This window comes from Pseudoxanthomonas sp. z9 (assembly GCF_006542425.1).
Taxonomy (GTDB): Bacteria; Pseudomonadota; Gammaproteobacteria; order Xanthomonadales; family Xanthomonadaceae; genus Pseudoxanthomonas_A.
In genome coordinates, this window is record NZ_VFID01000007.1 from 596,360 (window position 1) to 620,672 (window position 24,313).

Here is a 24,313-nt window from a genome sequence, read left to right on the forward strand (position 1 = left end):
GTCATCGCCGGGGCGACAAGGGAATCCGCCCCGCCGGGAGATGGCGAACCATCTCCCGACGAGGTCGAGGAAAGGTCCGGGGACGCCTCCCGGGAGAGGAGGTTTCAGGCGGCGTCCCCGGCGTGGCTCACCAGCTGTACTTGGCCTGGAAGTTGACCTCTCGGCCCTCCAGCGGACGCGCCAGCAACACGCCGCCGGCGGTGGTCGCCGAACCGAAGATGCGCGAATTGCTCTCGGTCAGCCCCAGCTCGTTGGTCATGTTGGTACCGCGCAGGTTGAACTGCCAGTTCTCGCCCACGTTGGAGGTGATGCCGAAGTCCAGCGTGTGATACGAGCCCAGCTCCTGCAGACCCGACTGGTCCTGGGTGTGATCGCCCACATACGTGTAGGTCACGTACGGGGTGATGTCGCCCCAGCCCATCTCGAAGCGGTAGCTCGGGGTGAACATGGCACGGAACTTCGGCTGGCGCTGCAGCTGCTGGCCTTCGATCGGCGCGCAGTTGTCATTGCCGTTGATGTCGGTATACGGCAGGCACGCGTCGTAATCGGTGTACTCGCCATCCAGATAGTTGGCCACCAGTTGCAGACGCAGGTTCTCGATCGGGGTCAGCGCACCGATGAAGTTGATGCCGTGCGATTCAGACCCGTAGATGCGCGGGCTTCCCACCGGCGTGCCCAGGCCATCGGTGGGCTGGTATTGCAGGCCGCTGAATACCCGGCGATAGGCGCTGATGTCCGCATACAACAGCGGCGACTGGTACTTGAAGCCGATTTCATAGTTGCGGATTTTCTGCATCGGCGGGTAGTTGTCGTTGGTGGTGCCGCGGATGCCGTTGTCGAAGTCCAGGAAATGGCCGCCGGTGTTGACGCGGCCATACATGGACATGTTGTTGGTGAACGAGTAGTTGGCACCCGCCGTCCACGACGGATGGGTCTTCTCGTAGCGGTTGCGGGCGTAGGTGCCGTTGCACAGCTCCACGTTGTTGTCGTAGATGGTGTTCGGGTCACCGTCCAGGCCGCCGGTGCCCGGATTCACCGGACTGCGGTTGCAGACATTGCTCTTGGCATCCTGGTTCTCGAGGCGGCCGGACAGATCGAACAGCCACTTGCCGACCCGCCAGGAATCGGACAGGTACAGCGCCATGTTGGTGGCCTTGCCGTTCTGGGCGATGTGGAAGCCGCTGAAGTCGGCGAAGCCCTGCGGATTGGTGCGGTAGAACGTCTGGCCGCCATCCACGTAGCTCACCACGATCGGGCGCGCGTTTGGCTCGTTGGCCATCAGCATCTGGTTGCCCAGCGACCACTTGTCGTCCATGGTGTAGTGGTTGACGTACAGGCCCACCGTCAGGGTATTGCCCTCGAACAGCTCCTTGCTCAGGCGGAAGTCGTTGCTGAAGCTCTTCAGGTGCTTGTGGATGTGCCACCAGCCCTGCTGGATCACGCTCTGGGTGAGCGGCACCGCGCCGCCGTTGATGTAGTTCGCGGTCGCCACCGATCCGGCCGGCAACTCGAAACCGCCCGGCGTTCCGTCGGTGAACAGCATGTCCTGCAGCGAGACCGGGTTGTTGCCCGAAAACAGCGCGTTGGTGTCCATGTCGCCTTCGTTGAACAGGAAGCGATCGCTGATCGCCCAGCCGTTGTCGAAGGAATAGTCGAAGTTGCCGCCGAACATGAACAGCTTGGCGCCACGCCCGTCGGCCAGATCCGCGTTCTTGCCGCCACCCGGATAGGTCGGCAGCCATACGTGCTGCATGTACTTGCTGTAGTAGGTGTCCTTCAGCGGGTCGAAGCCGGGATAGGCGCTGAAGTTGTCGGTGCCGCGCTGGATCAGCGGAATCGGGGTGATGAACTGGTTCTTGTCGTTGAGGTAACGGGTATACAGGGTCAGTCGGCCGGCATCGAAGTCGTGCGACAGGGTGGCGGTCAACTGGCCGCCCTTGTCCGCCTTGAATTGCGGATCGCGCACGCCGTCGGACTCACGCCAGAAACCGCCGATGCTGCCATACCAGCCTTCGGCCACCTTGAAGCCGTAGAAGCCGTCCAGCCGCCACAGGCCTTCGTTGCCGTAGGTCAGGCCGACGCTGCCGGAAGGTTCCTCGGTGCCGGTCTTGAGGAAGAAGTTGGCGCTGGCGCCCATCTGGCCGTCGGCGAATACCACCGACGGACCGCCCTGCAGGATTTCCACCGACTCGATGGTGTCGTCCAGGCGGAACATCGAGGTGGTTTCGAAGAACGACAGGGTCGGCATGCCGTATAGCGGCGAACCCATCAGCAGGGTGGAGAAGTAGGGCGCGTCACCGCCGCCGGGGAAACCGGCGATCTCGATGTTGGCGCCGGTCTGGCCGCCGGTGGACTCGGGCCACATGCCGGGCGAGATCTTCAGCAGGTCGGCGGTGCTCTTGGGGTTGGCCTGTTTGATCTGCTCCGCGTTGGCGGTGACGATGTTGAAGCTGGCTTCCAGCTTGCGCACGCCGCCGGCGGTGGCGGTACCGGAGACCACCACCGTGTCCAGGGTGGTCGCCTGGCTCGATTGCTGCTCGGCAGGTTGTTGCGGTTGGGGTTGGGGTTGCTGCGCGGGTGCGGTGTCCTGCGCCAGCACCGCGGATGGTGCCAGTGCGGCGGCGATCGCTACGGACAGGGCGTAGCGGATCAGGTTGGTCTGTTGCATGTGTTCCCTCCACTTTTTCAACAGGTTGAGATAATCCACCGCGGCTTCTGACGGCCGCGTGCGGTCACGAAGAAACGAAGTCCCTCACACGGAACGCGGCGATGTCCGGCAATACCGCGTCGGCCTGCGGCAGGCTGTCCGCGCTGCCGATGCCGATGGCGGCCATGCCGGCGGCGTGGATGGCCTCGATGCCGGCCACCGCGTCCTCCACGCCGATGCACTGGGCTGGCGGGACCCCGAGCGCGGCGGCCACGTCCAGGAAAATTTCCGGATCCGGCTTGGCGCGACGGATGCGTCCGGAGTCGGCGATGTAGTCGAAGCGATCCGCGATGCCCAGCTTGTCCAGCAGCAGTGGCGCGTTGCGGCTGGCCGAGGCCAGTCCGATCTTCAGCCCCGCCGCGCGCGCTTCGTCCAGCACCCGGATCACGCCGTCGAACAGGTCCTGTGGACCGAATTGCTGGATGGCCTGCACGTAGTAGCCGTTCTTGCGGTCGGCCAGCACGCGTTGCTCTTCGCCGCTGTAGGTTCGCGATGCGCGTTCCAGGATGATCGCCAGCGAGGCCATCCGATCCACGCCCTTCAGGCGCTCGTTGACCTGGCGGTCGAACGGCACCCCGATTTCGTCGGCCAGCCGCTGCCAGGCTTCGTAGTGGGTGTGCGCGGTATCGGTGAGCACGCCATCCAGATCGAAGATCAGCGCGCGCGCCTGGCGCGGGAAGGTCGCCCGCACCGCCTCCAGCGGACGTGCCAGCGGCTGCAACTCGGCGGTGCCCGGCGACAGTACCAACGGCTCGCCCGCGTGGGCGATGGCCAGCTCATTGCCCTCTTCCAGGCGGTAGCGCACGCCGTCTGCGGCCACGTCCACGCGCAGCACGCAGCCGCGCCAACGCAGGTTGAAGCCGTAGCCCTGCCACGCTTGCGGCAGGGTCGGCGCGAACGACAGCCGGCCATCCTCCACCCGCAGTCCGGCGAAGCCTTCAGTCAGGCCCAGCCAACTGCCCGCCAGCGCCGCCATGTGCACGCCGTGATCGGTGTTGCGATGCAGATCGTCCAGATCCACGCGCAGGCTGGCGTCGAAGTAGCGCCACGCCTTGTCCGCGTGGCCGACTTCGTTGGCGAGGATGCCGAACACCGGCGCCGACAGGGTCGAGTCATGGGTGGTGACCGCTTCGTAATAATCGAAGCTCCTGCGCTTGCGGCGCGGATCCAGGCCATACCCGGCCAGCACCAGTCCCATCACCACGTCGGCCTGCTTGCAGATCTGGTGGCGGTACAGGGTGAGCGGGTGGTAGTCCAGCAACAGCGGGCGGTGTTCGCCGCTCGCCGGCGGGAACGGCCAGCGCGGCTTGTCGAGGAACTCGTCGTCCTGCGCGTAGACGCCCTGCGCCTCGTCATAGGGCAGGTACATCGCGTCGGCGGCGCGGGCCCACGACTCGACTTCGATTGCTTCCAGCGCAAGCCGGGCGGCGAGTTCCGCCAGCACTTCCGGTCGTTCCTGGCGCAGGCGATGCCATGCGACCACCGCGCGGCGCAGGTGCTGCTGGGCCATGCGGTTGGTGTAGAAGTTGTTGTTGACCAGGGTGGTGTACTCATCCGGCCCGGTCACTTCATGGATGCAGAAGGCACCGCCCTGGCGTGGATTGAAATGCCCGACCTGCGGCCAGATCCGCGCGGTCTCGAACAGCATTTCCGCACCCGCTTCGGCGAGGAAGTCCACATCGTCGCTGGCATCCAGGTACAGGCCGATGCCGTAGGCCACCGCCGCGTTGATGTGGTACGCGGCCGAACCGCTGGGGTAGTGCGCCGAGCATTCGCCACCATCGATGGTGCGCCAGGGATACAGCGCGCCCGTCGGGTGGTTCATCTCGCGGGCATGCGCGCGCGCCGCGTCCAGGGTGCGGAACCGGTAGCGCAGCATCGCCCGCGCCACGTCCGGCGCGGTGAACGCCATCACCGGCAGCACGAACGCCTCGGTGTCCCAGAAGCAGTGGCCTTCGTAACCCTCGCCGGTCAGACCCTTGGCGGCGGTGCCGTCGACGCCGTTGCGGCCCGCCGACTGCAGCAGGTGGAACAGGTTGAAGCGCAGCGCCTGCTCGGCGCCGGCGTCGCCGTTCACCGACAGGCCCGCCCGCTGCCAGAAGCCGGCCAGCGTGGCCGCCTGCGGCGCGGCGAAGCCATCGAATCCGGTCTCGACCGCGCGTTCGAGCTGCTGCGCCAGTTCGTTCGCACGCTGCGCCATGTCGCCGTCGTGGACGTAGGCGACGAACTTCTCCACGCCGATCTCGCCACCGGGGACCAGTTGGCCGTCGAAGCGCTGTTCGACCCGACCGGCCGTCGCCTGCGGCGGCTGCGCGAGCAGGCCCGCGCCGGCGCGATGATGCTGTCCGCAGCTGAGTTCGAATCCGCGATGCGGCGCGCGTTGCGCTATCCAGGCCATCCCGCCCGCGCTGCCGCCGCCAATCGCCAGCAGCCCTTCGCCGCCGCCGGCGCCGATGCGCGGATCGTCACCCTGGGCAACCGCCTGCCGGCCACTTTCGATCGAGGACACCAGCACGATCGGTCCGCGGTAGTCGATCGAGCGCACCCGGAAACGGATCGCCAGCAGTGCATGCTCGGAAAATGGCACCACCCGCTCGGCATGGATGTCCAGCGTGTGCCCGCCCGCGGTGCGGATGCGCAGGCGACGGCGCAATTGTCCCTGGCGCAGATCCAGTTCGCGTTCGAACGCCAGCCATTCGGCCTGCGCGAGGTCGACCGCTTCCTCGCCCAGCAGGATCCGGATGCGCTTGCCTTCGGCGACCGGCACGCGGGTGTCGGTGCTGCGGGCGAAGCCGGCCAGGCGCTCGTGGTAGTGGATGGCGTTCTGTTCGAATGCCGCGGCCAGGAAGCTGCCGTCACTGGCGCTGTCCTGTTCCTCGAAACCACCGCGCACGCCCAGGCCGCCATTGGCCAGCGCGAACAGGGTTTCATCGCGGGCGCGGCGGCGCGGATCGAACGCCGTCTGGCGCAGACGCCAGGGGTCGTCCGCCATGGCCATGCCGGCGGTGTCCACCGGCGCCCTGTCCTGCCACTCGCCCACGTGCGCTTCCTCCATTCGCCCTGCCGTCCAGGGGCCGTGCGGAGGGAAGCTAGGGATTCGTTGTTATCGATGTCAAGTTATCGATAACAAAAGCGAGAAAAGGCATGTGCATGGTCACCTTTCGGCCCCCCGGACCATATGACAATTTCCTTTCAGGACAGGGATTTACCACCGCTTCCAACGATGCGTGCACGGGCGCGCGAATGCCATGGCACTCCCCCCGTATACGTTGCGCCGCAGCAGATTTTTGCGCTCAGGTGGCGCGGACCACCAGATGGGTGGGCAGGGTCTCGGAGCTGGCCGGATCGCCGTCAATCAGCCCGCGAATCTTGCGGGCCAGCAGGACGCCAGCGTCGACAAAGTTCTGGTGCACCGAGCTCAGCGGCGGGACGTAGGTGGCGCCCAGCGGAGTGTCGTCGTAGCCGATGACCGAAACATCCTCGGGCACGCGCCGGCCACGCTCGATCAACGCGCGGATGGCGCCGATGGCGAGCAGGTCGCTGGCGGCGAACAGCGCATCGATTTGCGGATGCTTTTCCAGCAGCGCATGCACCGCCTCCGCACCGGCGTTGACGGTGAAACTGGCGACCGAGGGGGTCAGTGGCACGATGCCGTACTTGCCCAGGGTGCCGGTGAAGCCTTCCAGACGTTCGGCGAACTCGCCGTGTGCCGGATCGCCCAGGAACACCGGCCGACTGCGGCCCAGCGCGATGAACCGTTCCGCCGCCAACGCGCCGCCGCGCCGGTTGTCGCTGCCGACCACCACCTGCGACTCGTGCCGGCTGACGGCGCCCCACACCACCATTGGCCTGCCCCAGCGCTGCACTTCGTGCATGGCGTCCTCGTTGGCGCCCTGGCCAAGCAGGATCACGCCATCGGCGGCCTGCACGTTGGGCAGCGCGCCGCCTTGCAGCGAGGTCAACAGTACGCTGTAGCCGGTGGTGGTCAGCTCCTGGGTGATGCCGCCCAGCAAATCCAGCGGATACGGCCCGGACATCTGCCGCTCCAGGGTCGGCTTCATTTCCACCACCACCGCCACGGTCATGCTGCGGCGCAGGCGCAGGTTGCGTGCGCTGACATTGAAGGAATAGCCGTACTGGCGCGCGATCTCGCGGATGCGCTCGCGGGTTTCCGCATTCACCAGCGGGCTCTCGCGCAGCGCGCGCGACACCGTGATGGCGGAGACCCCCGCGACCTTCGCCAGATCCGCCATGGTCGGGTTGTCGCCGGCCACCGGCGGCGCGGGGGCGGCCTTGGCTCGGGACGCGCCCCGCGGGCGCGGGGAAGATTTGGACGGACGCGGACTCATGCGGCTCAGTTTCGCACGCGCCCGGCCTCGTGGCGCGCGATATGGGCCTCGACCGGCGTGGCCGCCACGATCCGGACCACTTCCGGCAACAGCAGATCTTCCAGCCGCTTGAACCGCAGGCAGCTCTTGCCCATGTCCAGCTTCTTGCCGGCCTCCGCATACGCGCGCCGCAACTCGGTTTCCACCGGCGAATCGGCATGGACGCACATCAGGTACAGCGCGTAGTGGTTTTTCTGCGCGGCCAGCGCCACGAAGGAAAGCGGCTGGCGATTGTAGGTCTCCGGGTACCGGGACAGCGGAATCTCCCAGCTGATCATTCCCCAGTTCATCCGCTCCTCGTAACCCGGTGGCAGATGCCGGTTGATGGCGTCGCGCACGGTCGTGATCACGTCGCGCCGTTCCTCCGGCAGTCCGGCCAGATAGGCTTCGACGGTGGCGGCCTCGCTGCGGGGCATGACGCGTCCTCCTTGTCGTTCACGCGCGAGCGACCTTAACCCAATCCGTATGCGCCGCGCCAACGAACGGATTTTTTTGATCACATTTGTCCTGTGCATTCGTTCCTGAATGTTTTTTCCGCTCGCGAACAAACGAAAAATGAACGTTCGCTGGATATGCCTGCTGTTGTAAAAAATTCATTTCGCGGACTTGTCTCCATTCATGCGCGGGTCGTTACGGTGCGCACGCCCCAAAAGCATCGGGCCAGAAAAAGAGAAAAAGGAGATCCCCCATGAACAAGTTCCGCACCCTCACCCTCGCCGCTTCGCTGCTGGCGTTCGCCCCGGCCGTCTTCGCGCAGGACAGCACCGCGTCCTCCGATCACAAGCGCTTCGCCGTTGTCGGCGGCTACGCCGTGCAGAAGGTCGATTCCAAGCCGGTGGACAACTCCAGCCTGGATCTGGACGGCGGTTCCGCCGCCACCCTGAGCGCCAGCTGGTACGTCACCCCGGCGATCGCCGTTGAACTGTGGGGCGCCGCCGACAAGTTCGAGCAGCGCGTACGCGGTGACCAGGGCAAGCTGGGCAACATCGATTCGCAGCCCTACGCCCTGAGCGCCCAGTACCACTTCCGCAACAGCGATGCGCCGATCCGTCCGTTCGTGGGTCTGGGTTACTACCAGGCCAACTACAGCGGCGGCTACAACATCACCGACGGCGCCGGCCAGCACTTCGGCCTGGAAGACACCAAGGGCGCCATCGGCACCGTGGGCGTCGACTTCAACATCAGCCCGTCGTGGTTCGCCCGTGCGGATGCCCGCTACATGCACGGCGACAGCGAGATCACCGGCAACGGCGAGCGCATCGGCCAGAAGGCGGATCTGAATCCGTGGACCGTCGGCATCGGCATCGGCGCGCGCTTCTAAGCGCCAACCCCGGTCACCAACCGGCATTGCACCTGGAACAGCGAAGGGCCCCGACATCGGGGCCCTTCGTTTATCCGGCTCAGCGACGCAGGCGTCGCAGGCGGCGATGCAGTCCCCAGGTGCTCGCGAGCGCATAACCCAGCAGCAGGCCCGCCAGTCCGGTCAGGCCCGCATGCAGATCGCCGGCCATCATCTGATCCCGCGACCATGCCAGGCCCTGTTGGAAGATCTGGAACAGCCCCAGCAGGATCCGTCCGGCCACCAGCAGGGTGAGCAGCAGGACCAACCAGGGATTGGGCGTATGGAACAGGCCCGCCTCGCGCCATTCGAAACGACTCGTGGCGACGCCCAGCACACCCAACCCGATGCCGGCCCCCAGCCCCAGCGCGGCCTGCGACAACTGGTGCGGCCACCAGATCTGGAAGACGGCACTGAGCAGCAGGAACACGACAAGCCCCACCCACAACAGCCCCAGATTCAAACGCACCTGCCACGGCCAGACGCGCCGGGTTGCCTTGCCGCGGTGGTAGCGCTGCCACAACGACCAGGGAAACAGGATCAGCCACAGTGCGAGCAGCAGCATCAGCCCCAGCGGCAGGAGCAACAGCCACGGCACCTCAGGGATGCTCCGCCTCGGCATGCGCGGGCTCGCGGCGCAGCAGATAGAAACCGCTGGCAACGATGATCCCCGCACCGATCCAGGTGACGCCGTCCGGCAATACGCCCCACAGCGCCACATCGAGCACCACGCCCCAGATCAGCGCGGTGTATTCCAACGGCGCGATCAGCGAGGCCTCGCCGCGCCGGAACGCCTCGGTCAGCGCGACCTGCGCCAGCGAACCGGCGACTCCGATGCCGGCGATGATCCACCCGTCCGCCGCCTGCAGTGGCTTCCATCCGGGCCAGGCCAGCGCGAGCGCCGCGACCGACAGCAGGGCCATGAACCAGACCACCATCGACTGGGTGCTGTCCCGCTGCGCCAACAGGCGCACGGTGATCGCGCCGGCGGCGTAGCAGATCGCCGCCACCAGCACGGCCAGCCCGCCGGCGGTCATCATGCCTTCGCCGGTGGGACGCAGGATGACCAGCACGCCCAGCAGGCCGACCGCGATCGCCAGCCAGCGCCCCAGGCCAACCCGCTCCCTCAGCAGCGGCCCGGCCATTGCGGTCACCAGCAGCGGCGCGACGAACGTGATGGCATAGGCCGTGGACAGCGGCATGCCGCGCAGGCCATAGACGAAACCGGCCATCATCGCCACGCCGAGCGCACCGCGCAGCAGATGCAGCGGCCAGTGGATGCGCAGCAGGCTGCCGGGCGGGACGGTCAACAGCGCCCATGCCAGCACGAACGGCAGCGACGACAACCCGCGCAACGCGGCCACCTGCAGCGGCGGATACTTCGCCGACAGCAGCTTCAGCCCGGCATCCATCAGGGCGAACAGGAGCACGGCCAGCAGCATCAGGGCGATGGCGGCGGAATGGGGATGTCGACGCATGCCGCATTATGGCGTCACGGGAGCGCGCCCGCCCATGGATTAGAATGGCCCACCCCCGAATCCATGTTTCCGCCCGCCATGCCCTCCTTCGACGTCGTTTCCGAAGTCAACCAGCACGAACTCACCAACGCGGTCGACCAGGCCAACCGCGAGCTTTCCAACCGCTTCGACTTCAAGGGCGTGGACGCGAAGTTCCTGCTGGAAGAGAACACCATCACCCAGACCGCGCCCAGCGATTTCCAGGTCAAGCAGATGACCGACATCCTGCGCGCGCGCCTGATCGCCCGCAGCATCGACACCCGCTGCCTGGAATTCGGCGACGTCGAGACCAACCTGGCCCAGGCCAAGCAGAAGGTCACCGTCAAGCAGGGCATCGAGCAGAAGCTGGCCAAGAAGATCGCCGCGACCATCAAGGAAGCCAAGATCAAGGTCGAGACCCAGATCAACGGCGACAAGCTGCGGGTCACCGGCAAGAAGCGCGACGATCTGCAGGACGTCATCGCCCTGCTCAAGAAGACCGAACTTGAGCTGCCGTTGCAGTTCGAGAACTTCCGTGACTGATTCCGCGCTGCCTGGCGCCGGCGACGCCGCGCCGGATGCCGTTGCGATGACCCGCCGCTGGATCGAGCGCGCGGTCATCGGCCTGAACCTGTGCCCGTTCGCCAAGGCGGTCTACGTCAAGGAACAGGTCCGTTTCGTGCTGAGCGACGCCACCACGCCGGAAGCCCTGCTGGAACAACTGGCCGAGGAACTGGTGCTGCTTCGCGACACCGATCCCGCGCAGATCGACACCACCCTGATCATCCATCCGGAAGTCCTGACCGACTTCCTGGACTACAACGACTTCCTCGACAACGCCGACGCGGCGGTCGAGGCGCTGGACCTGCAAGGCATCCTGCAGGTCGCCAGCTTCCACCCCGACTACCAGTTCGCCGGTGCCGCACCCGACGACATCAGCCACTACACCAATCGCTCGCCCTACCCCACCCTGCACCTGCTGCGCGAGGACAGCGTGGAGCGCGCGGTCGCCGCCTTCCCCGATCCCGACGTGATCGTCGAACGCAACATCCAGACCCTGGATCACCTGGGCCACGAAGGCTGGCGCAAGCTGCTCGCGGATTGACCGCGAGTACGAGTACCTTGTGGGAGCGACGTGAGTCGCGATGCGCGGATGGTTTCGGGATTCGCGACTCACGTCGCTCCCACAATGACGGCAACCGCAAGGCCGGCTACAGCCAGATGCTGTTCCAGTAAGGGTAGTCGCCGATCTGCTCGGCCAAGCCTGCCCGCAACGGATTCCCGACCAGGTAACGGGCAGCGGGTTTCAGCATGGCCTGGCCGCGTAGCGCGCGATCATGAAACCCTTTCTCCCATACGCGGGCAACCATTGGATGCTCCATGCGAAGCCTGCGTGCACTGTTGGTCTTCAGTCGCTGCACTACCATCGAAAGATGGTCCAAGCCACCTACCTCAATCAGGCCATGCCAGTGATCAGGCATCAGGACCCAGGCAAGCAACCGGGATTGATACCAGAGACGCGGGTCCGTGATTGCCCGACAGACACAGCAGGCAGCTGCGGAATCCTGGAACAGCGGATGCCTGGACGCTGTCGTGAACGTCACCAGATAGATCTGTCCAGGCAGTGAAAGCCGACCCCGCCTCAGTTTCGAATAGCCATCCATGGCCGTCCTTCTTCCGTGGACGTCCAGCATCCGTATCAGCGCACATCCAGACCATCGGGAAGAAGCGCGATCGCCTGTGGGGATATCCTGATTCGCGACTTACGTCGCTCCCACAGGAACCTGCCTGGCGTCCGCGAAAAGCGTTGCGATATCCGCGCTGTCCAGCGCGCGCCACTGTCCCGCCGGCAGGTCGTGCAGGGCGAGTCCGCCGATGCGGCTGCGATGCAGGGTTTCGACGTGGTTGCCGACGGCGGCGAACATGCGGCGGACCTGGTGGTAGCGACCCTCGGTCAGGCTCAGGCGGGTGTGTCGCGGATCGATCACTTCCAGCGTGGCCGGGGCCAGCGGCGTGGTCTCGGATTCCAGCATCAGCTCGCCGCTGGCGAACAGGGCCGCCTCATCGCCGCGCAGGTCGTGGGCCAGCGTGGCCTCGTAGACCTTCGGGAGGTTCGATTTCGGCGAGATGATCCGGTGCAGCAGGGCGCCATCGTCGGTCATCAGCAGCAGTCCCGACGTCTCGCGATCCAACCGCCCCACCGAGGACAGCACCGGCGAGCGCAGGCGGAAGCGCGGGGGCAGCAGGTCGTAGATGAGGCGGCCGGCGTCCTTGGTCGAGCAGGTGTATCCGATCGGCTTGTGCAGCATCAGCGCCAGGCCCGGCGCGGGGTCCAGTGGTTCCCCGTCGACGCGGATGTTGTCATGGTCGACCGGATCATCGGTATACAACACCTCGCCGGCCGCATCGGTCACCCGCCCTTCGCGGAACATCAGCGCGACCTGCTTGCGGCTGCCGTAGCCGAGATTGGCGATGTGCTTGACGATCTTCATGCGCGGCCCGCCTTCACCGCCTCGATCACCTTGAAGCCTCCCCGTTCGGCGACCGTGCGGACCTGTGCGAAACCCGTGCCCAGCGCCGACTCGTACGGCAGGTGGCGGTTGGCGACGAGCCACAACCGGCCACGCGGCTTCAGCGCGCTCGCCGCCACTTCGATGAAACGTCGGCCGATATCGGGACGATCACCCCGACCCTGCGCATGGAAAGGCGGATTCATGACGATGAAGTCGTATTGTGCGGACACGCCCGCGGTCACATCGTGCCAATGGAACGACAACGCGGCGGAAGCGTCCCGCAGGTTCTCCCGCGCCAGCGCCAGCGCGCGCGCTTCGGCCTCGTACAAGTCCAATGCAGTGACACCCGGACAGCGCCTCAGCACCTCCGACGAGAGATAGCCGTAACCCGCGCCAAGATCTGCACCGTGTCCGGCCAGGTCTGTCGGCAAGTGCTCCACAAGCAGCGTGGAAGCGGCATCGATGCGATCCCAGGCGAACACACCGGGACGACTGACGAACCGCCCTCCCAGGATCGGACGCGGTGCATCCAGGCGCAGCCATTCGCCCAGCAACGCTGCATCGCGCGCGGGCGCATGCGTCCAGAACACCCGGCAGTGGTATTTGCTGAGCGTCCCGGCCAGCGGTGCGATGCGCTTGAGATCGCCCTCGCCCGCCTTGGCGCCTTCGTCGTTCGGCATGCTCGCCACGATCACGCCGCCCGGCGCGGCCAGCGAAAACGCCTTCGCGAACAGCGCCCGCGCTTCCTCGCGCTGGCGGGGCGGCAACACCAGCACCGCGGCATAGCCTTCGGTGGACGCGCGGGACGAGGCCTCCTCAACCACGTCCAGACCCGCACGCGTCAAACCATCCGCGGCTGGCTTGAAACTCTGTTCGCAAACCAGCGTGTCCAGCGGAAACTGCCGCAACGCCGAGCCGTCGCGCGCGCGTAGGAACAACACGGGGCTCTCCGGCCAATGGAGATCGCCCTGCTGGAAGGGCAACAGCAGCGCGTCGAGCGCGGGATCGGAATGGGCGTGGGACACGTAGGCGTCAAAAAGTCGAAACGAACGCGGCGATTCTACCCGCGCCCAAGGCCATCGCCGACGTGACCTCAGGCGTGGTCGATCACGCCTGAGGTCGACCGGAAGAAAATCGAAGTTAAAAAAGTGTTGCATCTTCAAAACAACCGGCGTATCGTGCGCGGCCTTCGCCCTCGTGGCTGTTTTTTCACCGAACCGATTTCCATGACCCGCCTTCCCGCCAACACGAACCTGTTTGCCCTGTGGCCCTGCCACGGCGCGGACGCGTGCGTCCTGTTGCGCGGCGTCGAAGGCGCGCGGTACCTGGATCACTAATCACGGCTGACTCCCTGGGAGATCGGCCACCCCGATCTCCCGAGGCACGCGAACGCCCTCGGGTCGCAAGTCCCGGGGGCGTTTTGTTTCTGGCGTTCGCGGAGGATGCGCATGCATCGAGCAGGTTTGATTCCATCCAACAGGGAAACCCCTGGTTTCCGCCCTGGAGCATCCGGGTAGCGCGCCTGCGCGCCCCGAGGCAGGGGCGCGGCTGCAACCGGCGCATGTGCGCTGCGTGGTGATGCTCCGACGCGAGCGGCGTTCGGATGGAACAACGAAATGGGCGCCATGCGCCCGCACGGATTGCCGGTTGGCGACAGCCGGCAATGCGGAACATCTTCGAACACGTCTCAGCGGTACGGGTTTGTGTCCCGTCCGGTGCGCGCGGCGTTGCCGTGGCGTATGCCGAGGCGTGGGAACAGGTGTTCCACTCGACGATGGCCGAGGGGTCAGGCATCGGCGGCAACGCCGACTACACCGGTTCGATTCCGGTACGTCGCCACTGGATAGCTCAGCTGGGTAGAGCATCGGTTCTTTGATACCGAGAGTCGCGGGTTCGATTCCCGCTCCAACACATGGCCTTTCACGTCATGACATCGGGACGCAAGTCCCTCCAGGAAACGCCCGGTGCGGCGCGCCGATCCATGCAAGGGAATGCGTGGAGACGCACGACGCAGCGGGGCCGGTGCCGGAACCGAGCCCTGGCGGCGGACGTTCCCCATCGATGCTGGCGGCAGGATGCCGGCCGCGCATCGGTGATGGAATCTCCGTCGGCAGCGCCGGATTCCCACCCCGGTTGCGTCCACGGGCGTTTCCGCCTTTTTTTCGATGGCGTCGCATCGCGCGGTGCCTTCAACACTTCGGCACGGCAACCGTTCCCCCGTGCGGAAACAACCATCCGGGAACGGACCACCAGAGCCAACAACCACATAAGGAGACATGTGCCATGTTCTGGACCAAGAAGGTCGTGATCGGTGACGGCGAGCGCGGCCTGGTGTATCGCAACCGTCAGCTCGAGCGTGTGCTCGAGCCGGGCGTCTACAAGTTCTTCGACCTGCGCGGCGAACTGGGCATCACCGTGCACGCCATCGCGCGGCCGGAGTACGCCGGCAACGATGCCGACGTGCTGATCGCGCGCATGGACATGCTGGCGCCGTACTTCACCCTGGCCGACATCGGCGAGCAGGAAGTCGGCCTGGTGTCGAAGAACGGCAAGCTGGAAGACGTCATCCTGCCGGGCGGCCGCAAGCTGTACTGGAAGGGTCTGGTGCAGGTGGACGTACGCAAGGTCGCGCTGGACGGCCAACCGGAAGTCGACGTCGTCGTGGCCCGTCGTCTGCGCCAGCTCGGCGCATTGTCGAAGGTGGCCGCGGTCGCCGACGTGCCGGCCGAGTTCACCGGCTTGGTGTTCATCGACGGGAAGCTGTCGAAGACGCTGGCGCCGGGCGCCTACGCCTTCTGGAATTTCCAGAAGAACGTGGTCGTGGACATCGTCGACTTGCGCGTGCAGGCGGTCGAGGTCTCGGGCCAGGAACTGCTGACCCGCGACAAGGTGTCCCTGCGCGTGAACCTGGCCGCGAGCACCCGCGTCGTCGACGTGGTGGCCGCGCGTACCAAGGTGGCCAAGATCGGCGAACACGTCTACCGCGAACTGCAGTACGGCCTGCGCAAGGCGGTTTCCGCCAAGACGCTGGACGAACTGCTGGGCGACAAGGCGTCGCTGGACGCCGACATCTTTGCCCACGTGCGCGGCCAGGTGGCCGGGCTGGGTATCGAGGTGCTCGGCGTGGGCGTCAAGGACGTGATCCTGCCGGGCGAGATGAAGGACATCCTCAACAGCGTGGTCCAGGCCGAGAAGTCGGCCCAGGCCAACGTGATCCGCCGCCGCGAGGAGGCGAACGCGACCCGTTCGTTGCTCAACACGGCCAAGCTTATCGAGGAGAGCCCGGTGTTGATGCGCCTCAAGGAGTTGGAGGCGTTGGAGAAGATCACGGAGAAGATCGACAAGCTGACCGTGTTCGGCGGCCTGGAAGGCGTCATGAAGCAACTGGTCAGCTTGAAGCAGTAGCACGTGCGGCTCCCTCCCCCGCTTGCGGGGGAGGGCTGGGGTGGGGGCGGTGCGGGAGTCAGTGCTCTCCCGGTCCACCAAGCAAGCACCGAACGTTGCCAGACCTGGCAGGTCGGAGCGCATCGCTTCGTTCGCCCCCAACCCAACCTTCCCCCGCATGCGGGGGAAGGGGCTTTCACCTTGCGGTTCCTTTTCCACGCACGGAAAAGGAGCCGCAAACACGCTCCCTCCCCCGCATGCGGGGGAAGGGGCTTTCACCTTGCAGTTCCTTTTTCCACGCACGGGAAAGGAGCCGCAAACACGCTCCCTCCCCCGCGTGCGGGGGAGGGCTGGGGTGGGGGCAGTGCAGGAGTCAGTGCCTTCCCGGTCCGCCAGGCAAGCATCGAACGTTGCAGGGCCTGGCAGGTCGGAGCACATCGCTTCGTTCGCCCCCATCCCAACCTTCCCCCGCATGCGGGGGAAGGGGCTTTCACCTTGCGGTTCCTCTTCCACGCACGGGAAAGGAGCCGCAAACACGCTCCCTCCTCCGCTTGCGGGGGAAGGGGTTTTCAACTTAGCTCCTTTTTCGTGCATGGAGAAAGAGCTAGTCCCTTCCCCTTCACGGAAAGAGCGTTTCAATTCTTCAAGGAAGAAATCATGAATACTTCAAACTTCGAACTGCTGCATGCCGAGGGCAGCACCACGCCGATCAAGGGCTGGGTCCGCGGCGTGCCGCTGGAAGCCGAGGCGCATGCGCAGTTGCGCAACATCGCGTCCATCCCGTTTGTCGGGCCGTGGGTGGCGGTAATGCCGGATGTGCATCTGGGCAAGGGCGCGACCGTGGGTTCGGTCATCCCGACCCGCGGAGCGATCATCCCGGCGGGGGTCGGCGTGGACATCGGCTGCGGCATGGCCGCGGTGCGGACCACGCTGCGCGCCAGCGATCTTCCCGACAGCCTGGCACAGCTGCGCAACTCCATCGAGCGCAGCGTACCGGTCGGCAACGGGCGCGGCGGCGAACACCACCGCCTGCCGGACAGCATTGCCACCCGCGTGGCGGAGTCCGGATTGGCCGGGCGTCTGGACGTGATCAAGCAGAAGCACCGCAGGATCCGTACTGACAAGCTCGAAAACCAGTTGGGCACATTGGGCGGCGGCAACCACTTCATCGAAATCTGCCTCGACGAGGCGGACGCGGTGTGGGTGATGCTGCACAGCGGCTCGCGTGGTACCGGCAACCTCATCGGCACCTACTTCATCGAGCGTGCCCGCGAGGCGCTGGCGCACCGCGTGCTCGGCTTCCACCTGCCGGACAAGGATCTGGCCTTCTTCATGCAAGGCGAGCCGCTGTTCGACGACTACGTGGAAGCGGTGTCGTGGGCGCAGGACTACGCGCGCCACAACCGCGAGGCGATGATGGCCCGGGTGCTGGCGGAAATGCGCCACCGCCTGCCGAAGTTCCAGTTGGAGAAGCTGGCGGTGAACTGCCACCACAACTACGTGCAGAAGGAAACGCACGGCGGGCAGGAACTGCTGGTGACCCGTAAGGGCGCGGTCAGCGCGCGCGAAGGCGAACTGGGCATCATCCCGGGCAGCATGGGTGCGCGCAGCTACATCGTGCGTGGCAAGGGCAACCCGGACAGTTTCCACAGTTGCAGCCATGGTGCCGGCCGCGTCATGAGCCGTACCGCCGCGCGCCAGCGGATCACGTTGGCGCAACATCGCGAAGCGACCGCGCACGTCGAGTGCCGAAAGGACGAGGGCGTCATCGACGAATCGCCGGCCGCCTACAAGTCCATCGACGCGGTGATGGCGGCGCAGACCGATCTGGTCGAGGTGGTCCACACCCTGCGCCAGGTGGTCTGCATCAAAGGGTGAGCTCCAGCTCGCCCTTTTTTTGTTCCTCCACGCAGCCCCGTCTTCGCGGGCTCTTCGCATTCTCCAAACATCGGCTTGATCGGCGCCGAACGTTCCGCCTGCCATGCTTGGCGTTCCCCCAGCACAGCGAGGTGAAGGCCATGCGAGCCATGTTCGTCGGCGGTGTCATCGACAACAAGGAAATGGACATGGACGAGGGGCGTCCGCCGGTCCACTACCCGGAAAACACCGGTGCGGGCCAACCGCGCTACCGGCTCCAGTACGTTGGCGAGCGCGACGATGGCAGCATCGGTTTCGCGGTCTATGGCGCACCGGAGCTGGCCGACGACGAGATCGCCCGGGTCATCGAGGAGCGCGCTTATGCGCGCCGGTTCGACGCGCAACCGATCAAGCCGCCGGAACTCGCCGGCGTTGATCACGACGGCGGCACCGTCCACTAGTGCCGCGCATCCGGATCAGTTCTGCAGTTCGCGCAGGGTCACCGAGGGCGGCGCGTCGAGTACGCGCCGGGTTGCGAACATGCCGGCCGCCAAGGCGGCCAGCAGGCCGATGCCGCCACCCACCGCCGCCAGTTGCCAGTTGGTGCGCCAGGGCAGTTCGAATACCTGGGTGGCGATGACGCCGGCCAGCACCGAGGCCGCGATGGCCGCGACCAGTCCCGACAGCAGGCCGATGGCGGCGAACTCGGATGCCTGCGCCAGGCGCAGCTGGCGACGGCTGCCGCCGAGCACCCGCATCACCCCGCCTTCCAGCAGACGCTCATCCTGGCTGGCGCTGATCGCCGCCAGCAGCACCAGCACGCCCGCGGCCAGCGAGAACCAGAACACCACCTGCACCACCGTCGAAACCTGATCGGCGGTGCTGCGGATCTGCTTGAGCACCGCATCGACGTCGATCACCGACAGGTTCGGGAATGCCGTGACCAGATCGCGAGTAAAACGCGTCCGCGCCGGCGGCACGCTGACCGCGGTGATATAGCTGGCCGAATAACCATCCAGCGAACGCGGCGACGCGATCACGAAGAAGTTGGGCCGGAAGCTTTCCCAGTCCACGCTGCGAAGGCTGGTGATGCGTCCCTCGAAGCTTTGCCCGGCGATATCGAAGGTGACCCGATCGCCGATCTTCCAACCCAGCGATTCGGCGAAGTCCTCCTCCACCGACAGTTCCGGCGAGGCCGGCACGCCGGTCCAGAACCTGCCGGCCGTCACCACGTTGTCATCGCGCAAGCGATCGGCCACCGACAGGTTGAATTCACGATCGGCACGCCGGCGGGTGCGCTCGTCGGCTTCGGCATAGTCATCGCCGCTGGTGGGCTTGCCGTTGAGCTCGACCAGCCTGCCGCGGATCATGGGGTACAGCGCGGTTTCGCCCAGTCCCTGCGCGCGCAGGAAATCCTGCACCGGCGCGATCTGGTCCTGCTGCACGTTGATGATGAAACGGTTGGGCGCGTCCGCCGCCAGCGCCATCTGCCAGCGATCCAGCAGGTCGGTGCGCACGAAGGTCAGCAGCAGCAGCGCCATCAGGCCCAGGCCGAGCGCGGAGATCTGGGCGATGCTGGTGCCCGCGCGCCGGCTGACATTGGCCAGGCCATAGCGCAGGCTGCCGCGCAGGCGCCCGCGTACCCGCCGCACGACCAGGATCAGCGTCCACGCCAGCACGGCGAGGACCGCCAACGTGGCGAGGATGCCCAGCAGCATCGCGGTGCCCAGCGCGGCCGAGCCGGCCTTCCACCACAGCAGCGCGCCCAGTCCGACGAAACCGGCCAACGCCACCAGCCACGCGCTGGGTTCGGTCGGGTCCAGATCCCGCCGCAGCACCCGCAGCGCCGGCACCCGCCGCAGCGCCAGTACCGGCGGCGCCCCGAAGGCCAGCAGCACGATCAGTCCGACACCGTAGCCCTGCCAGGCCGGCAGCAGGCCCGCCGGCGGTATCGATATCTCCAACGTGCGCTCCAGCCAGTCGCCGATCGCCCATTGCAGGCCGAACGCGATCGCCACGCCGACCGTGCAGGCGATCAGTCCCAGCAGCAGCAGTTCGCCCACGTGCACGCCGACCAGCGTGCGCTGGCTGGCGCCGAGGCAGCGCATCACCGCGGTGCCGGACAGGTGACGCTCGCTGTGGCGGCGCGCGGCCATCGCCACCGCGACCGCGGCCAGCACCACCGACACCAGCGCGGCAAGGCCGAGGAAACGGCCGGCGCGGTCGAGCGCGGAGCGGATCTCCGGTCGCGCATCCTGGATGGTTTCCAGCCGCTGCCCGCGCGCCAGTTGGGTACGCGCGGCGGCGGTGAAGCGTTCGACGCCGCCGGCATCGCCCGCGACGACAAGCCGATAGCGGATACGGCTGCCTTCCTGCACCAGGCCGGTCGCCGGTACGTCGCCGATGTTGAGGAACACCCTCGGCGCGACGTTGAAATAGTCGAGCGCGGCATCCGGTTCCTGCACCACGCGGGCGGCCAATCGCAGTTGGATATTGCCGATGCCAATCAAATCGCCTTCGCGGGCACCGAGGGTGTCGGCGCCCGCCTGGGTCATCCACAAGGTGCCGGGCGCGGGAATGCCGCGCGCATCGTGTTCGCCCTGTGCATCGATGATGCGGAAACTGCCGCGCAGCGGGAAACCTTCGCCGAGCGCGCGCAGCTCGCCCAGCTTCAGATCCTCGCCGGCGCGGATCATGCTCTGGAATTCCAGCGTCTCGGTCAGCCGCAGTCCCGCGCCGCGCGCGGCGTTGCGCAGTTCCTCGCTGATCGGCGCGTCGCCACGCACCACCGCATCGCCGCCCAGCAACCGGTTGGCCTCGATGGCCAAGGCCCGTTCGGCGCGATCGGTGACGAAGCCCACCGCGGTCACCGCCACCACCGCCAGCACCAGCGCGGCGAACAGGATGCGGATATCGCCCGCGGCCAGATCCCGGCGCAACTGGCGCCAGGCCATCTTCAACGTTCTCATGCGGCGTTGTCCGCGATCAGTCGACCGCTGTCCAGCCGGAGGAGGCGGCCGCAGCGTGCGGCGAGATGTTCGTCATGGGTGACCAGCACCAGCGTGGTGCCGGCTTCCGCATTCAGTGCGAACAGCAGTTCGATGATCGCCTGCCCGGTGTGGGTATCGAGGTTGCCGGTGGGTTCGTCGGCGAACAGCAGCGATGGCCGGGTGACGAAGGCGCGCGCCAGCGCCACGCGCTGCTGCTCGCCGCCGGAGAGCTGGCGCGGATAGTGGCCCAGGCGCTGGCCTAGCCCTACTTTCTCCAGAATCTGCCGCGCCGACGCCTCTACCTCGGCATCCCCGCGCAGCTCCAGCGGCAGCATTACGTTTTCCAGCGCGGTCAGCGAAGGCAGCAACTGGAAACTCTGGAACACGAAGCCGACCTTCTCGCCGCGCACCCGCGCGCGCCCGTCCTCGTCCAGCGACGACAATGGTTCGCCTTCCAGCACCACGGTGCCGCCCGAGGGCGTATCCAGGCCCGCCAGCAGCGACAGCAGCGTGCTCTTGCCCGAACCCGAAGCGCCGACGATCGCGACCGTGGCGCCGCGCGGAATGCGGAAACCCACATCGTCCAGGATGGTCAGATCGCCGCCGGGCAACGCGACGCGCTTGCCCAGGCCGCTTACCTGAAGCGCGTCTGTCACGGGAGTACGGGGTGCGGTGGAATCGGCCATGATCATCTCTATGCTGATGCCCCTCCATCATTGGGAGCATGGATTAAATGTTCTTTAAGAACATCCGGTATGGGGCCGTCCGGACCCGCCTGCAATGTGCCATGAGTACCGCCCTGCTGCTATTGGCGTCGCTGCTGGCGCTGCCGCTGGCCGCGCAGGCGCCGGCCGCCGCCGCGCCGCGCACCGTCCTGGTGATGGGTGATTCGCTTTCCGCCGCCTACGGCCTGTCCGCCGCGCAGGGCTGGGTCGCGCTCACCGCCGAACAGGTCAAGCGCACCCGGCCGGGATGGCGGGTGGTCAACGCCAGCATCAGCGGCGAAACCACCGCCGGCGGCGCGTCGCGCATCGCCGCCGAACTACAGCGCCATCGCCCGGCTATCGTGGTGATCGAGCTGGGCGCCAATGACGGCCTGCGCGGCCTGTCGCTGGCCCAGACCCGCGCCAACCTGGACCGGATGATCCAGGCCGCGCGGAAAGCCGGCGCACGGGTCATGCTGATCGGCATGCGCATCCCGCCCAATTACGGCCCCGACTACACGCGCGGCTTCGAAGCCAACTTCAAGGCCCTGGCGGATCAGTACAAGCTGCCGCTGCTGCCGTTCCTGCTGGAGCCCGTCGCCCGCGACCGCGCCAATTTCCAGGCCGACAACCTGCATCCGGTGGCGTCGGCGCAGCCGAAGATCCGCGACCATGTCTGGCAGGTGCTGGGGCCGATGCTCAAGTGACCGCCAGGGTCGCGGCGAGGAAATGTAGGTTTTTTCCTACACGACGTCGCGGGATCCGCTGAATGTGAAACAACTCGCCTCAGGGCAGGCTATGCATCGCGCAGGAACGCGCGTTTGCTGGCTTGCCCGAGGTCCCTATGCCCCGTCTTCTGTTCACCATCGCCGCCGCCAATGAAGGCTGGCAGCTCTACGAGGGCGAGCATGGCCGTTCCCGCTACCAGACCCTGAACGATGCCCGCGACAGCGCGCGGCTGCTGGCCGCCACGCTGTACGAACACCACGGCATTCCGACCGCGGTGGTGATGGACATGGCCGGTCGCGAGGCCGTGGTGGTGTCGCGACACGGTTGAGGTCGCCTGCCGGGTGCGGAAGGTGGACCCTCTCCCGCTTTCCGCGCCCGGTTCGCGCTTGCCGTCCCCCTTCAGCCGGCGATGCCGGATAGCTGCCGCAGCGCCTGTTCGAACACTTCCACCGGCTGGCCACCCTGGATCAGGTGGCGATCGTTGAACACCACCGAGGGCACCGCGTTGATGCCGTGTTCCTGGTAGAGCCGCTCGCGTGCCCGCACCGCCTCGGCATATTCGTCCGATGCCAAGATGGCCCTCGCACGCGCGCCGTCCAGACCAACCGATTCGGCCAGCGGCGCCAGCACGTCCGGAGAGGACACGTCCTGGCCTTCGCTGAAATACGCGCGCAGCAGCGCGTGCTTGAGCGCACGCTGCATGTCCGGATGCTCCTGCTCCGCCCAGTGCAGCAGACGATGGGCGTCGAAGGTATTGACGATGCGGCGACGGCGATCCATGTCGAAAGTGAAACCCAGCGAGGCGCCGCGCTGGCGTATCGCCTCGCTGTTGCTGCGCGCCTGCTCGGCGCTCATGCCGTACTTGCGAGTGAGGTGCTCGACGACGTCTTCGCCGCCAGCCTGCATCTGCGGATTGAGCTCGAACGGCTGGAAGCGCAGTTCCACCTGCAGATCGCCGCCCACCCGGGCGATGGCCTGTTCCAGCGACTGCAGCCCGATGGCGCACCACGGACACACCACGTCGGACACGAAATCGATCTTGATCGGCTGGCTCATGCGAATCTCTCCTGAAAAACGACGGTCGCCGGCGCGAGCTCGCGCCGGCGACGATAGGGTGAAGAAGCCGGATCAGACCGGCGTCGGATTGCGGTACTTGAAGCCGGCCTGGTGCCAGTACGGATACGGCTTGGTCACGGCGCTGGCCGCATCCAGGCGTGCGACCTGCTCGGCGCTCAGGTTCCAGCCGACCGCGCCCAGGTTCTGCTTCAGTTGCTCTTCGTTGCGCGCGCCTACCACGATGGTGGAAACGGTCGGACGCTGCAGCAACCAGTTCAGCGCGATCTGCGGGAGGGTCTTGCCAGTCTCGGCGGCGATTTCGTCCAGCGCGTCGATCACGCGGAACAGGTGTTCCTGATCCACCGGCGGGCCGGAGTCGACACTGGTCTGCGATTGCAGGCGGCTGGTTTCCGGCAGCGACTGGCCGCGACGGATCTTGCCGGTCAGGCGGCCCCAACCCAGCGGACTCCAGACCACCGCGCCTACGCCCTGGTCGGCGGCCAGCGGCATCAGTTCCCACTCGTAATCGCGGCCGACTAGCGAGTAGTACGCCTGGTGGGCGACATAGCGCGACCAGCCGTAGCGATCGGCCACCGCCAGCGACTTCATCAGGTGCCAGCCGGAGAAGTTGGACACGCCGAGATAGCGGATCTTGCCGGCCCGGACCAGATCGTCGAGCGTGGACAGCACCTCCTCGACCGGCGTGCGCGCGTCGAAACCATGCAACTGGAACAAATCGAGGTAGTCGGTGCCCAGGCGCTTGAGTGCGGCATCGATGGCGTTGATCAGGTGGTAGCGGGAGGAGCCGACGCTGTTCTCGCCTTCGTCGAAACGGAAGGTCGCCTTGGTGGAGAGAATCAGCGAATCGCGCGGCTTGCCCTTGATGGCCTCGCCGAGGATCGATTCGGCCGCGCCCTTGGAATAGACGTCGGCGCTGTCGAACATGTTCAGTCCCGCGTCCAGGCAGACGTCGATCAGCCGGCGCGCCTCGGCGACGTCGGTCTGGCCCCACGAACTGAACAATGCGCCCTGGCCCCCGAAGGTGCCGGTGCCGAAGCTGAGGACGGGCACGCGGAAGCCGGATGCGCCCAGGTAGCGATATTCCATGGCGGAAAACTCATGCGGGGGAGGGTTCGCCATTTCACTCCTC

At 66.5% G+C, this 24,313-nt stretch carries 21 protein-coding genes and 2 tRNA genes; 10 read left to right on the forward strand and 13 right to left on the reverse strand.

All coding sequences use genetic code 11. The features are described 5' to 3' along the window. Positions 1-127 precede the first annotated feature (127 nt). The 4 genes from FG323_RS09850 to FG323_RS09865 all read right to left on the reverse strand — a co-directional run bounded on the left by FG323_RS09850 (position 128) and on the right by FG323_RS09865 (position 7,511). Entirely contained in the window at positions 128-2,668 is a 2,541-nt protein-coding gene (locus tag FG323_RS09850) for a TonB-dependent receptor (RefSeq protein WP_141454337.1), read from the reverse strand. A gap of 64 nt (positions 2,669-2,732) precedes the next feature. After that, positions 2,733-5,747 carry a beta-phosphoglucomutase gene (gene pgmB / locus FG323_RS09855; protein WP_255470127.1) on the reverse strand — a complete coding sequence of 1,005 codons (3,015 nt, stop codon included), beginning with the start codon at positions 5,745-5,747 and terminating at the stop codon, positions 2,733-2,735. Positions 5,748-6,000: 253 nt separating this feature from the next. After that, positions 6,001-7,056 carry a LacI family DNA-binding transcriptional regulator gene (locus FG323_RS09860; protein WP_249889463.1) on the reverse strand — a complete coding sequence of 352 codons (1,056 nt, stop codon included), beginning with the start codon at positions 7,054-7,056 and terminating at the stop codon, positions 6,001-6,003. Between the two features lie 5 nt (positions 7,057-7,061). Then, complete coding sequence (locus FG323_RS09865; RefSeq protein WP_141454339.1) at positions 7,062-7,511, reverse strand: DUF1801 domain-containing protein; 450 nt, start codon at positions 7,509-7,511, stop codon at positions 7,062-7,064. Between the two features lie 272 nt (positions 7,512-7,783). On the opposite strand from FG323_RS09865, the gene FG323_RS09870 reads away from it, so the two are divergent. Then, positions 7,784-8,416 (forward strand): OmpW family outer membrane protein, encoded by a 633-nt coding sequence (locus FG323_RS09870; RefSeq protein WP_141454340.1) that lies wholly within the window; start codon positions 7,784-7,786, stop codon positions 8,414-8,416. A 79-nt stretch (positions 8,417-8,495) separates the two neighbouring features. Here the strand turns inward: FG323_RS09870 and FG323_RS09875 are convergent, their stop codons facing one another. Continuing rightward, complete coding sequence (locus FG323_RS09875; protein ID WP_141454341.1) at positions 8,496-9,032, reverse strand: DUF1453 domain-containing protein; 537 nt, start codon at positions 9,030-9,032, stop codon at positions 8,496-8,498. 1 nt (position 9,033) lies between these two features. Next, the gene (locus tag FG323_RS09880) at positions 9,034-9,912 is read right to left on the reverse strand and encodes a DMT family transporter (protein ID WP_181444159.1); all 879 of its coding nucleotides are present in this window, start codon (positions 9,910-9,912) and stop codon (positions 9,034-9,036) included. Positions 9,913-9,990: 78 nt separating this feature from the next. On the opposite strand from FG323_RS09880, the gene FG323_RS09885 reads away from it, so the two are divergent. Both FG323_RS09885 and FG323_RS09890 read left to right on the forward strand, forming a co-directional pair. After that, positions 9,991-10,473 (forward strand): YajQ family cyclic di-GMP-binding protein, encoded by a 483-nt coding sequence (locus tag FG323_RS09885; RefSeq protein WP_141454342.1) that lies wholly within the window; start codon positions 9,991-9,993, stop codon positions 10,471-10,473. 46 nt (positions 10,474-10,519) lie between these two features. Next, the gene (locus FG323_RS09890; RefSeq protein ID WP_141454614.1) at positions 10,520-11,035 is read left to right on the forward strand and encodes a DUF1415 domain-containing protein; all 516 of its coding nucleotides are present in this window, start codon (positions 10,520-10,522) and stop codon (positions 11,033-11,035) included. 106 nt (positions 11,036-11,141) lie between these two features. Here the strand turns inward: FG323_RS09890 and FG323_RS09895 are convergent, their stop codons facing one another. The 3 genes from FG323_RS09895 to FG323_RS09905 all read right to left on the reverse strand — a co-directional run bounded on the left by FG323_RS09895 (position 11,142) and on the right by FG323_RS09905 (position 13,468). Continuing rightward, the gene (locus FG323_RS09895; RefSeq protein WP_141454343.1) at positions 11,142-11,594 is read right to left on the reverse strand and encodes a transposase; all 453 of its coding nucleotides are present in this window, start codon (positions 11,592-11,594) and stop codon (positions 11,142-11,144) included. Positions 11,595-11,693: 99 nt separating this feature from the next. Beyond that, the gene (locus FG323_RS09900; protein ID WP_141454344.1) at positions 11,694-12,422 is read right to left on the reverse strand and encodes a pseudouridine synthase; all 729 of its coding nucleotides are present in this window, start codon (positions 12,420-12,422) and stop codon (positions 11,694-11,696) included. After that, complete coding sequence (locus tag FG323_RS09905) at positions 12,419-13,468, reverse strand: class I SAM-dependent methyltransferase (RefSeq protein ID WP_255470149.1); 1,050 nt, start codon at positions 13,466-13,468, stop codon at positions 12,419-12,421. The genes FG323_RS09900 and FG323_RS09905 overlap by 4 nt, the downstream gene beginning before the upstream one ends. Before the next feature lie 744 nt (positions 13,469-14,212). Between FG323_RS09905 and FG323_RS19680 the strand changes: the two genes are divergently transcribed. From FG323_RS19680 to FG323_RS09925, 5 genes are all read left to right on the forward strand, one after another. Then, positions 14,213-14,282 (forward strand) — tRNA-Cys (locus tag FG323_RS19680). Between the two features lie 2 nt (positions 14,283-14,284). Further along, positions 14,285-14,351: transfer RNA gene (locus tag FG323_RS09910), tRNA-Gln, on the forward strand. Between the two features lie 375 nt (positions 14,352-14,726). Next, positions 14,727-15,848 carry a slipin family protein gene (locus tag FG323_RS09915; protein WP_141454345.1) on the forward strand — a complete coding sequence of 374 codons (1,122 nt, stop codon included), beginning with the start codon at positions 14,727-14,729 and terminating at the stop codon, positions 15,846-15,848. A 636-nt stretch (positions 15,849-16,484) separates the two neighbouring features. Next, a complete protein-coding gene (locus FG323_RS09920) occupies positions 16,485-17,705 on the forward strand; it encodes an RtcB family protein (protein WP_141454346.1) in 1,221 nt (406 codons plus the stop codon). 140 nt (positions 17,706-17,845) lie between these two features. Next, the gene (locus FG323_RS09925) at positions 17,846-18,145 is read left to right on the forward strand and encodes a hypothetical protein (protein ID WP_141454347.1); all 300 of its coding nucleotides are present in this window, start codon (positions 17,846-17,848) and stop codon (positions 18,143-18,145) included. 15 nt (positions 18,146-18,160) lie between these two features. Here the strand turns inward: FG323_RS09925 and FG323_RS09930 are convergent, their stop codons facing one another. After that, entirely contained in the window at positions 18,161-20,653 is a 2,493-nt protein-coding gene (locus FG323_RS09930; RefSeq protein WP_141454348.1) for an FtsX-like permease family protein, read from the reverse strand. Further along, positions 20,650-21,366, reverse strand: a complete 717-nt coding sequence (locus FG323_RS09935; protein WP_220094147.1) for an ABC transporter ATP-binding protein — start codon at positions 21,364-21,366, stop codon at positions 20,650-20,652. Before FG323_RS09935 ends, FG323_RS09930 begins: the two co-directional genes overlap by 4 nt. A 95-nt stretch (positions 21,367-21,461) precedes the next feature. On the opposite strand from FG323_RS09935, the gene FG323_RS09940 reads away from it, so the two are divergent. Together FG323_RS09940 and FG323_RS09945 are read left to right on the forward strand one after the other, a co-directional pair. Beyond that, on the forward strand, positions 21,462-22,085 hold the full coding sequence (locus tag FG323_RS09940; RefSeq protein ID WP_141454350.1) for an arylesterase: 624 nt from the start codon (positions 21,462-21,464) through the stop codon (positions 22,083-22,085). A gap of 137 nt (positions 22,086-22,222) precedes the next feature. After that, a complete protein-coding gene (locus FG323_RS09945; RefSeq protein WP_141454351.1) occupies positions 22,223-22,435 on the forward strand; it encodes a hypothetical protein in 213 nt (70 codons plus the stop codon). A gap of 71 nt (positions 22,436-22,506) precedes the next feature. Here FG323_RS09945 and FG323_RS09950 read toward each other — a convergent pair whose 3' ends face one another. Together FG323_RS09950 and FG323_RS09955 are read right to left on the reverse strand one after the other, a co-directional pair. After that, positions 22,507-23,163: a DsbA family oxidoreductase gene (locus FG323_RS09950; protein ID WP_141454352.1), complete on the reverse strand. Its 657-nt coding sequence runs from the start codon at positions 23,161-23,163 to the stop codon at positions 22,507-22,509. Between the two features lie 72 nt (positions 23,164-23,235). Then, positions 23,236-24,270 carry an aldo/keto reductase gene (locus tag FG323_RS09955; RefSeq protein ID WP_141454353.1) on the reverse strand — a complete coding sequence of 345 codons (1,035 nt, stop codon included), beginning with the start codon at positions 24,268-24,270 and terminating at the stop codon, positions 23,236-23,238. Positions 24,271-24,313: the final 43 nt, after the last annotated feature.

Excerpts from the sequence above, each read along its gene's own strand:
- FG323_RS09850 (WP_141454337.1), bottom strand. The coding sequence starts at position 2,668 with ATGCAACAGACCAACCTGATCCGCTACGCCCTGTCCGTAGCGATCGCC.
- FG323_RS09860 (WP_249889463.1), bottom strand. The coding sequence starts at position 7,056 with ATGAGTCCGCGTCCGTCCAAATCTTCCCCGCGCCCGCGGGGCGCGTCC.
- FG323_RS09865 (WP_141454339.1), bottom strand. The coding sequence starts at position 7,511 with ATGCCCCGCAGCGAGGCCGCCACCGTCGAAGCCTATCTGGCCGGACTG.
- FG323_RS09870 (WP_141454340.1), top strand. The coding sequence starts at position 7,784 with ATGAACAAGTTCCGCACCCTCACCCTCGCCGCTTCGCTGCTGGCGTTC.
- FG323_RS09880 (WP_181444159.1), bottom strand. The coding sequence starts at position 9,912 with ATGCGTCGACATCCCCATTCCGCCGCCATCGCCCTGATGCTGCTGGCC.
- FG323_RS09885 (WP_141454342.1), top strand. The coding sequence starts at position 9,991 with ATGCCCTCCTTCGACGTCGTTTCCGAAGTCAACCAGCACGAACTCACC.
- FG323_RS09890 (WP_141454614.1), top strand. The coding sequence starts at position 10,520 with ATGACCCGCCGCTGGATCGAGCGCGCGGTCATCGGCCTGAACCTGTGC.
- FG323_RS09895 (WP_141454343.1), bottom strand. The coding sequence starts at position 11,594 with ATGGATGGCTATTCGAAACTGAGGCGGGGTCGGCTTTCACTGCCTGGA.
- FG323_RS09900 (WP_141454344.1), bottom strand. The coding sequence starts at position 12,422 with ATGAAGATCGTCAAGCACATCGCCAATCTCGGCTACGGCAGCCGCAAG.
- FG323_RS09915 (WP_141454345.1), top strand. The coding sequence starts at position 14,727 with ATGTTCTGGACCAAGAAGGTCGTGATCGGTGACGGCGAGCGCGGCCTG.
- FG323_RS09920 (WP_141454346.1), top strand. The coding sequence starts at position 16,485 with ATGAATACTTCAAACTTCGAACTGCTGCATGCCGAGGGCAGCACCACG.
- FG323_RS09925 (WP_141454347.1), top strand. The coding sequence starts at position 17,846 with ATGCGAGCCATGTTCGTCGGCGGTGTCATCGACAACAAGGAAATGGAC.
- FG323_RS09930 (WP_141454348.1), bottom strand. The coding sequence starts at position 20,653 with ATGAGAACGTTGAAGATGGCCTGGCGCCAGTTGCGCCGGGATCTGGCC.
- FG323_RS09935 (WP_220094147.1), bottom strand. The coding sequence starts at position 21,366 with ATGATCATGGCCGATTCCACCGCACCCCGTACTCCCGTGACAGACGCG.
- FG323_RS09940 (WP_141454350.1), top strand. The coding sequence starts at position 21,462 with ATGAGTACCGCCCTGCTGCTATTGGCGTCGCTGCTGGCGCTGCCGCTG.
- FG323_RS09945 (WP_141454351.1), top strand. The coding sequence starts at position 22,223 with ATGCCCCGTCTTCTGTTCACCATCGCCGCCGCCAATGAAGGCTGGCAG.
- FG323_RS09950 (WP_141454352.1), bottom strand. The coding sequence starts at position 23,163 with ATGAGCCAGCCGATCAAGATCGATTTCGTGTCCGACGTGGTGTGTCCG.
- FG323_RS09955 (WP_141454353.1), bottom strand. The coding sequence starts at position 24,270 with ATGGAATATCGCTACCTGGGCGCATCCGGCTTCCGCGTGCCCGTCCTC.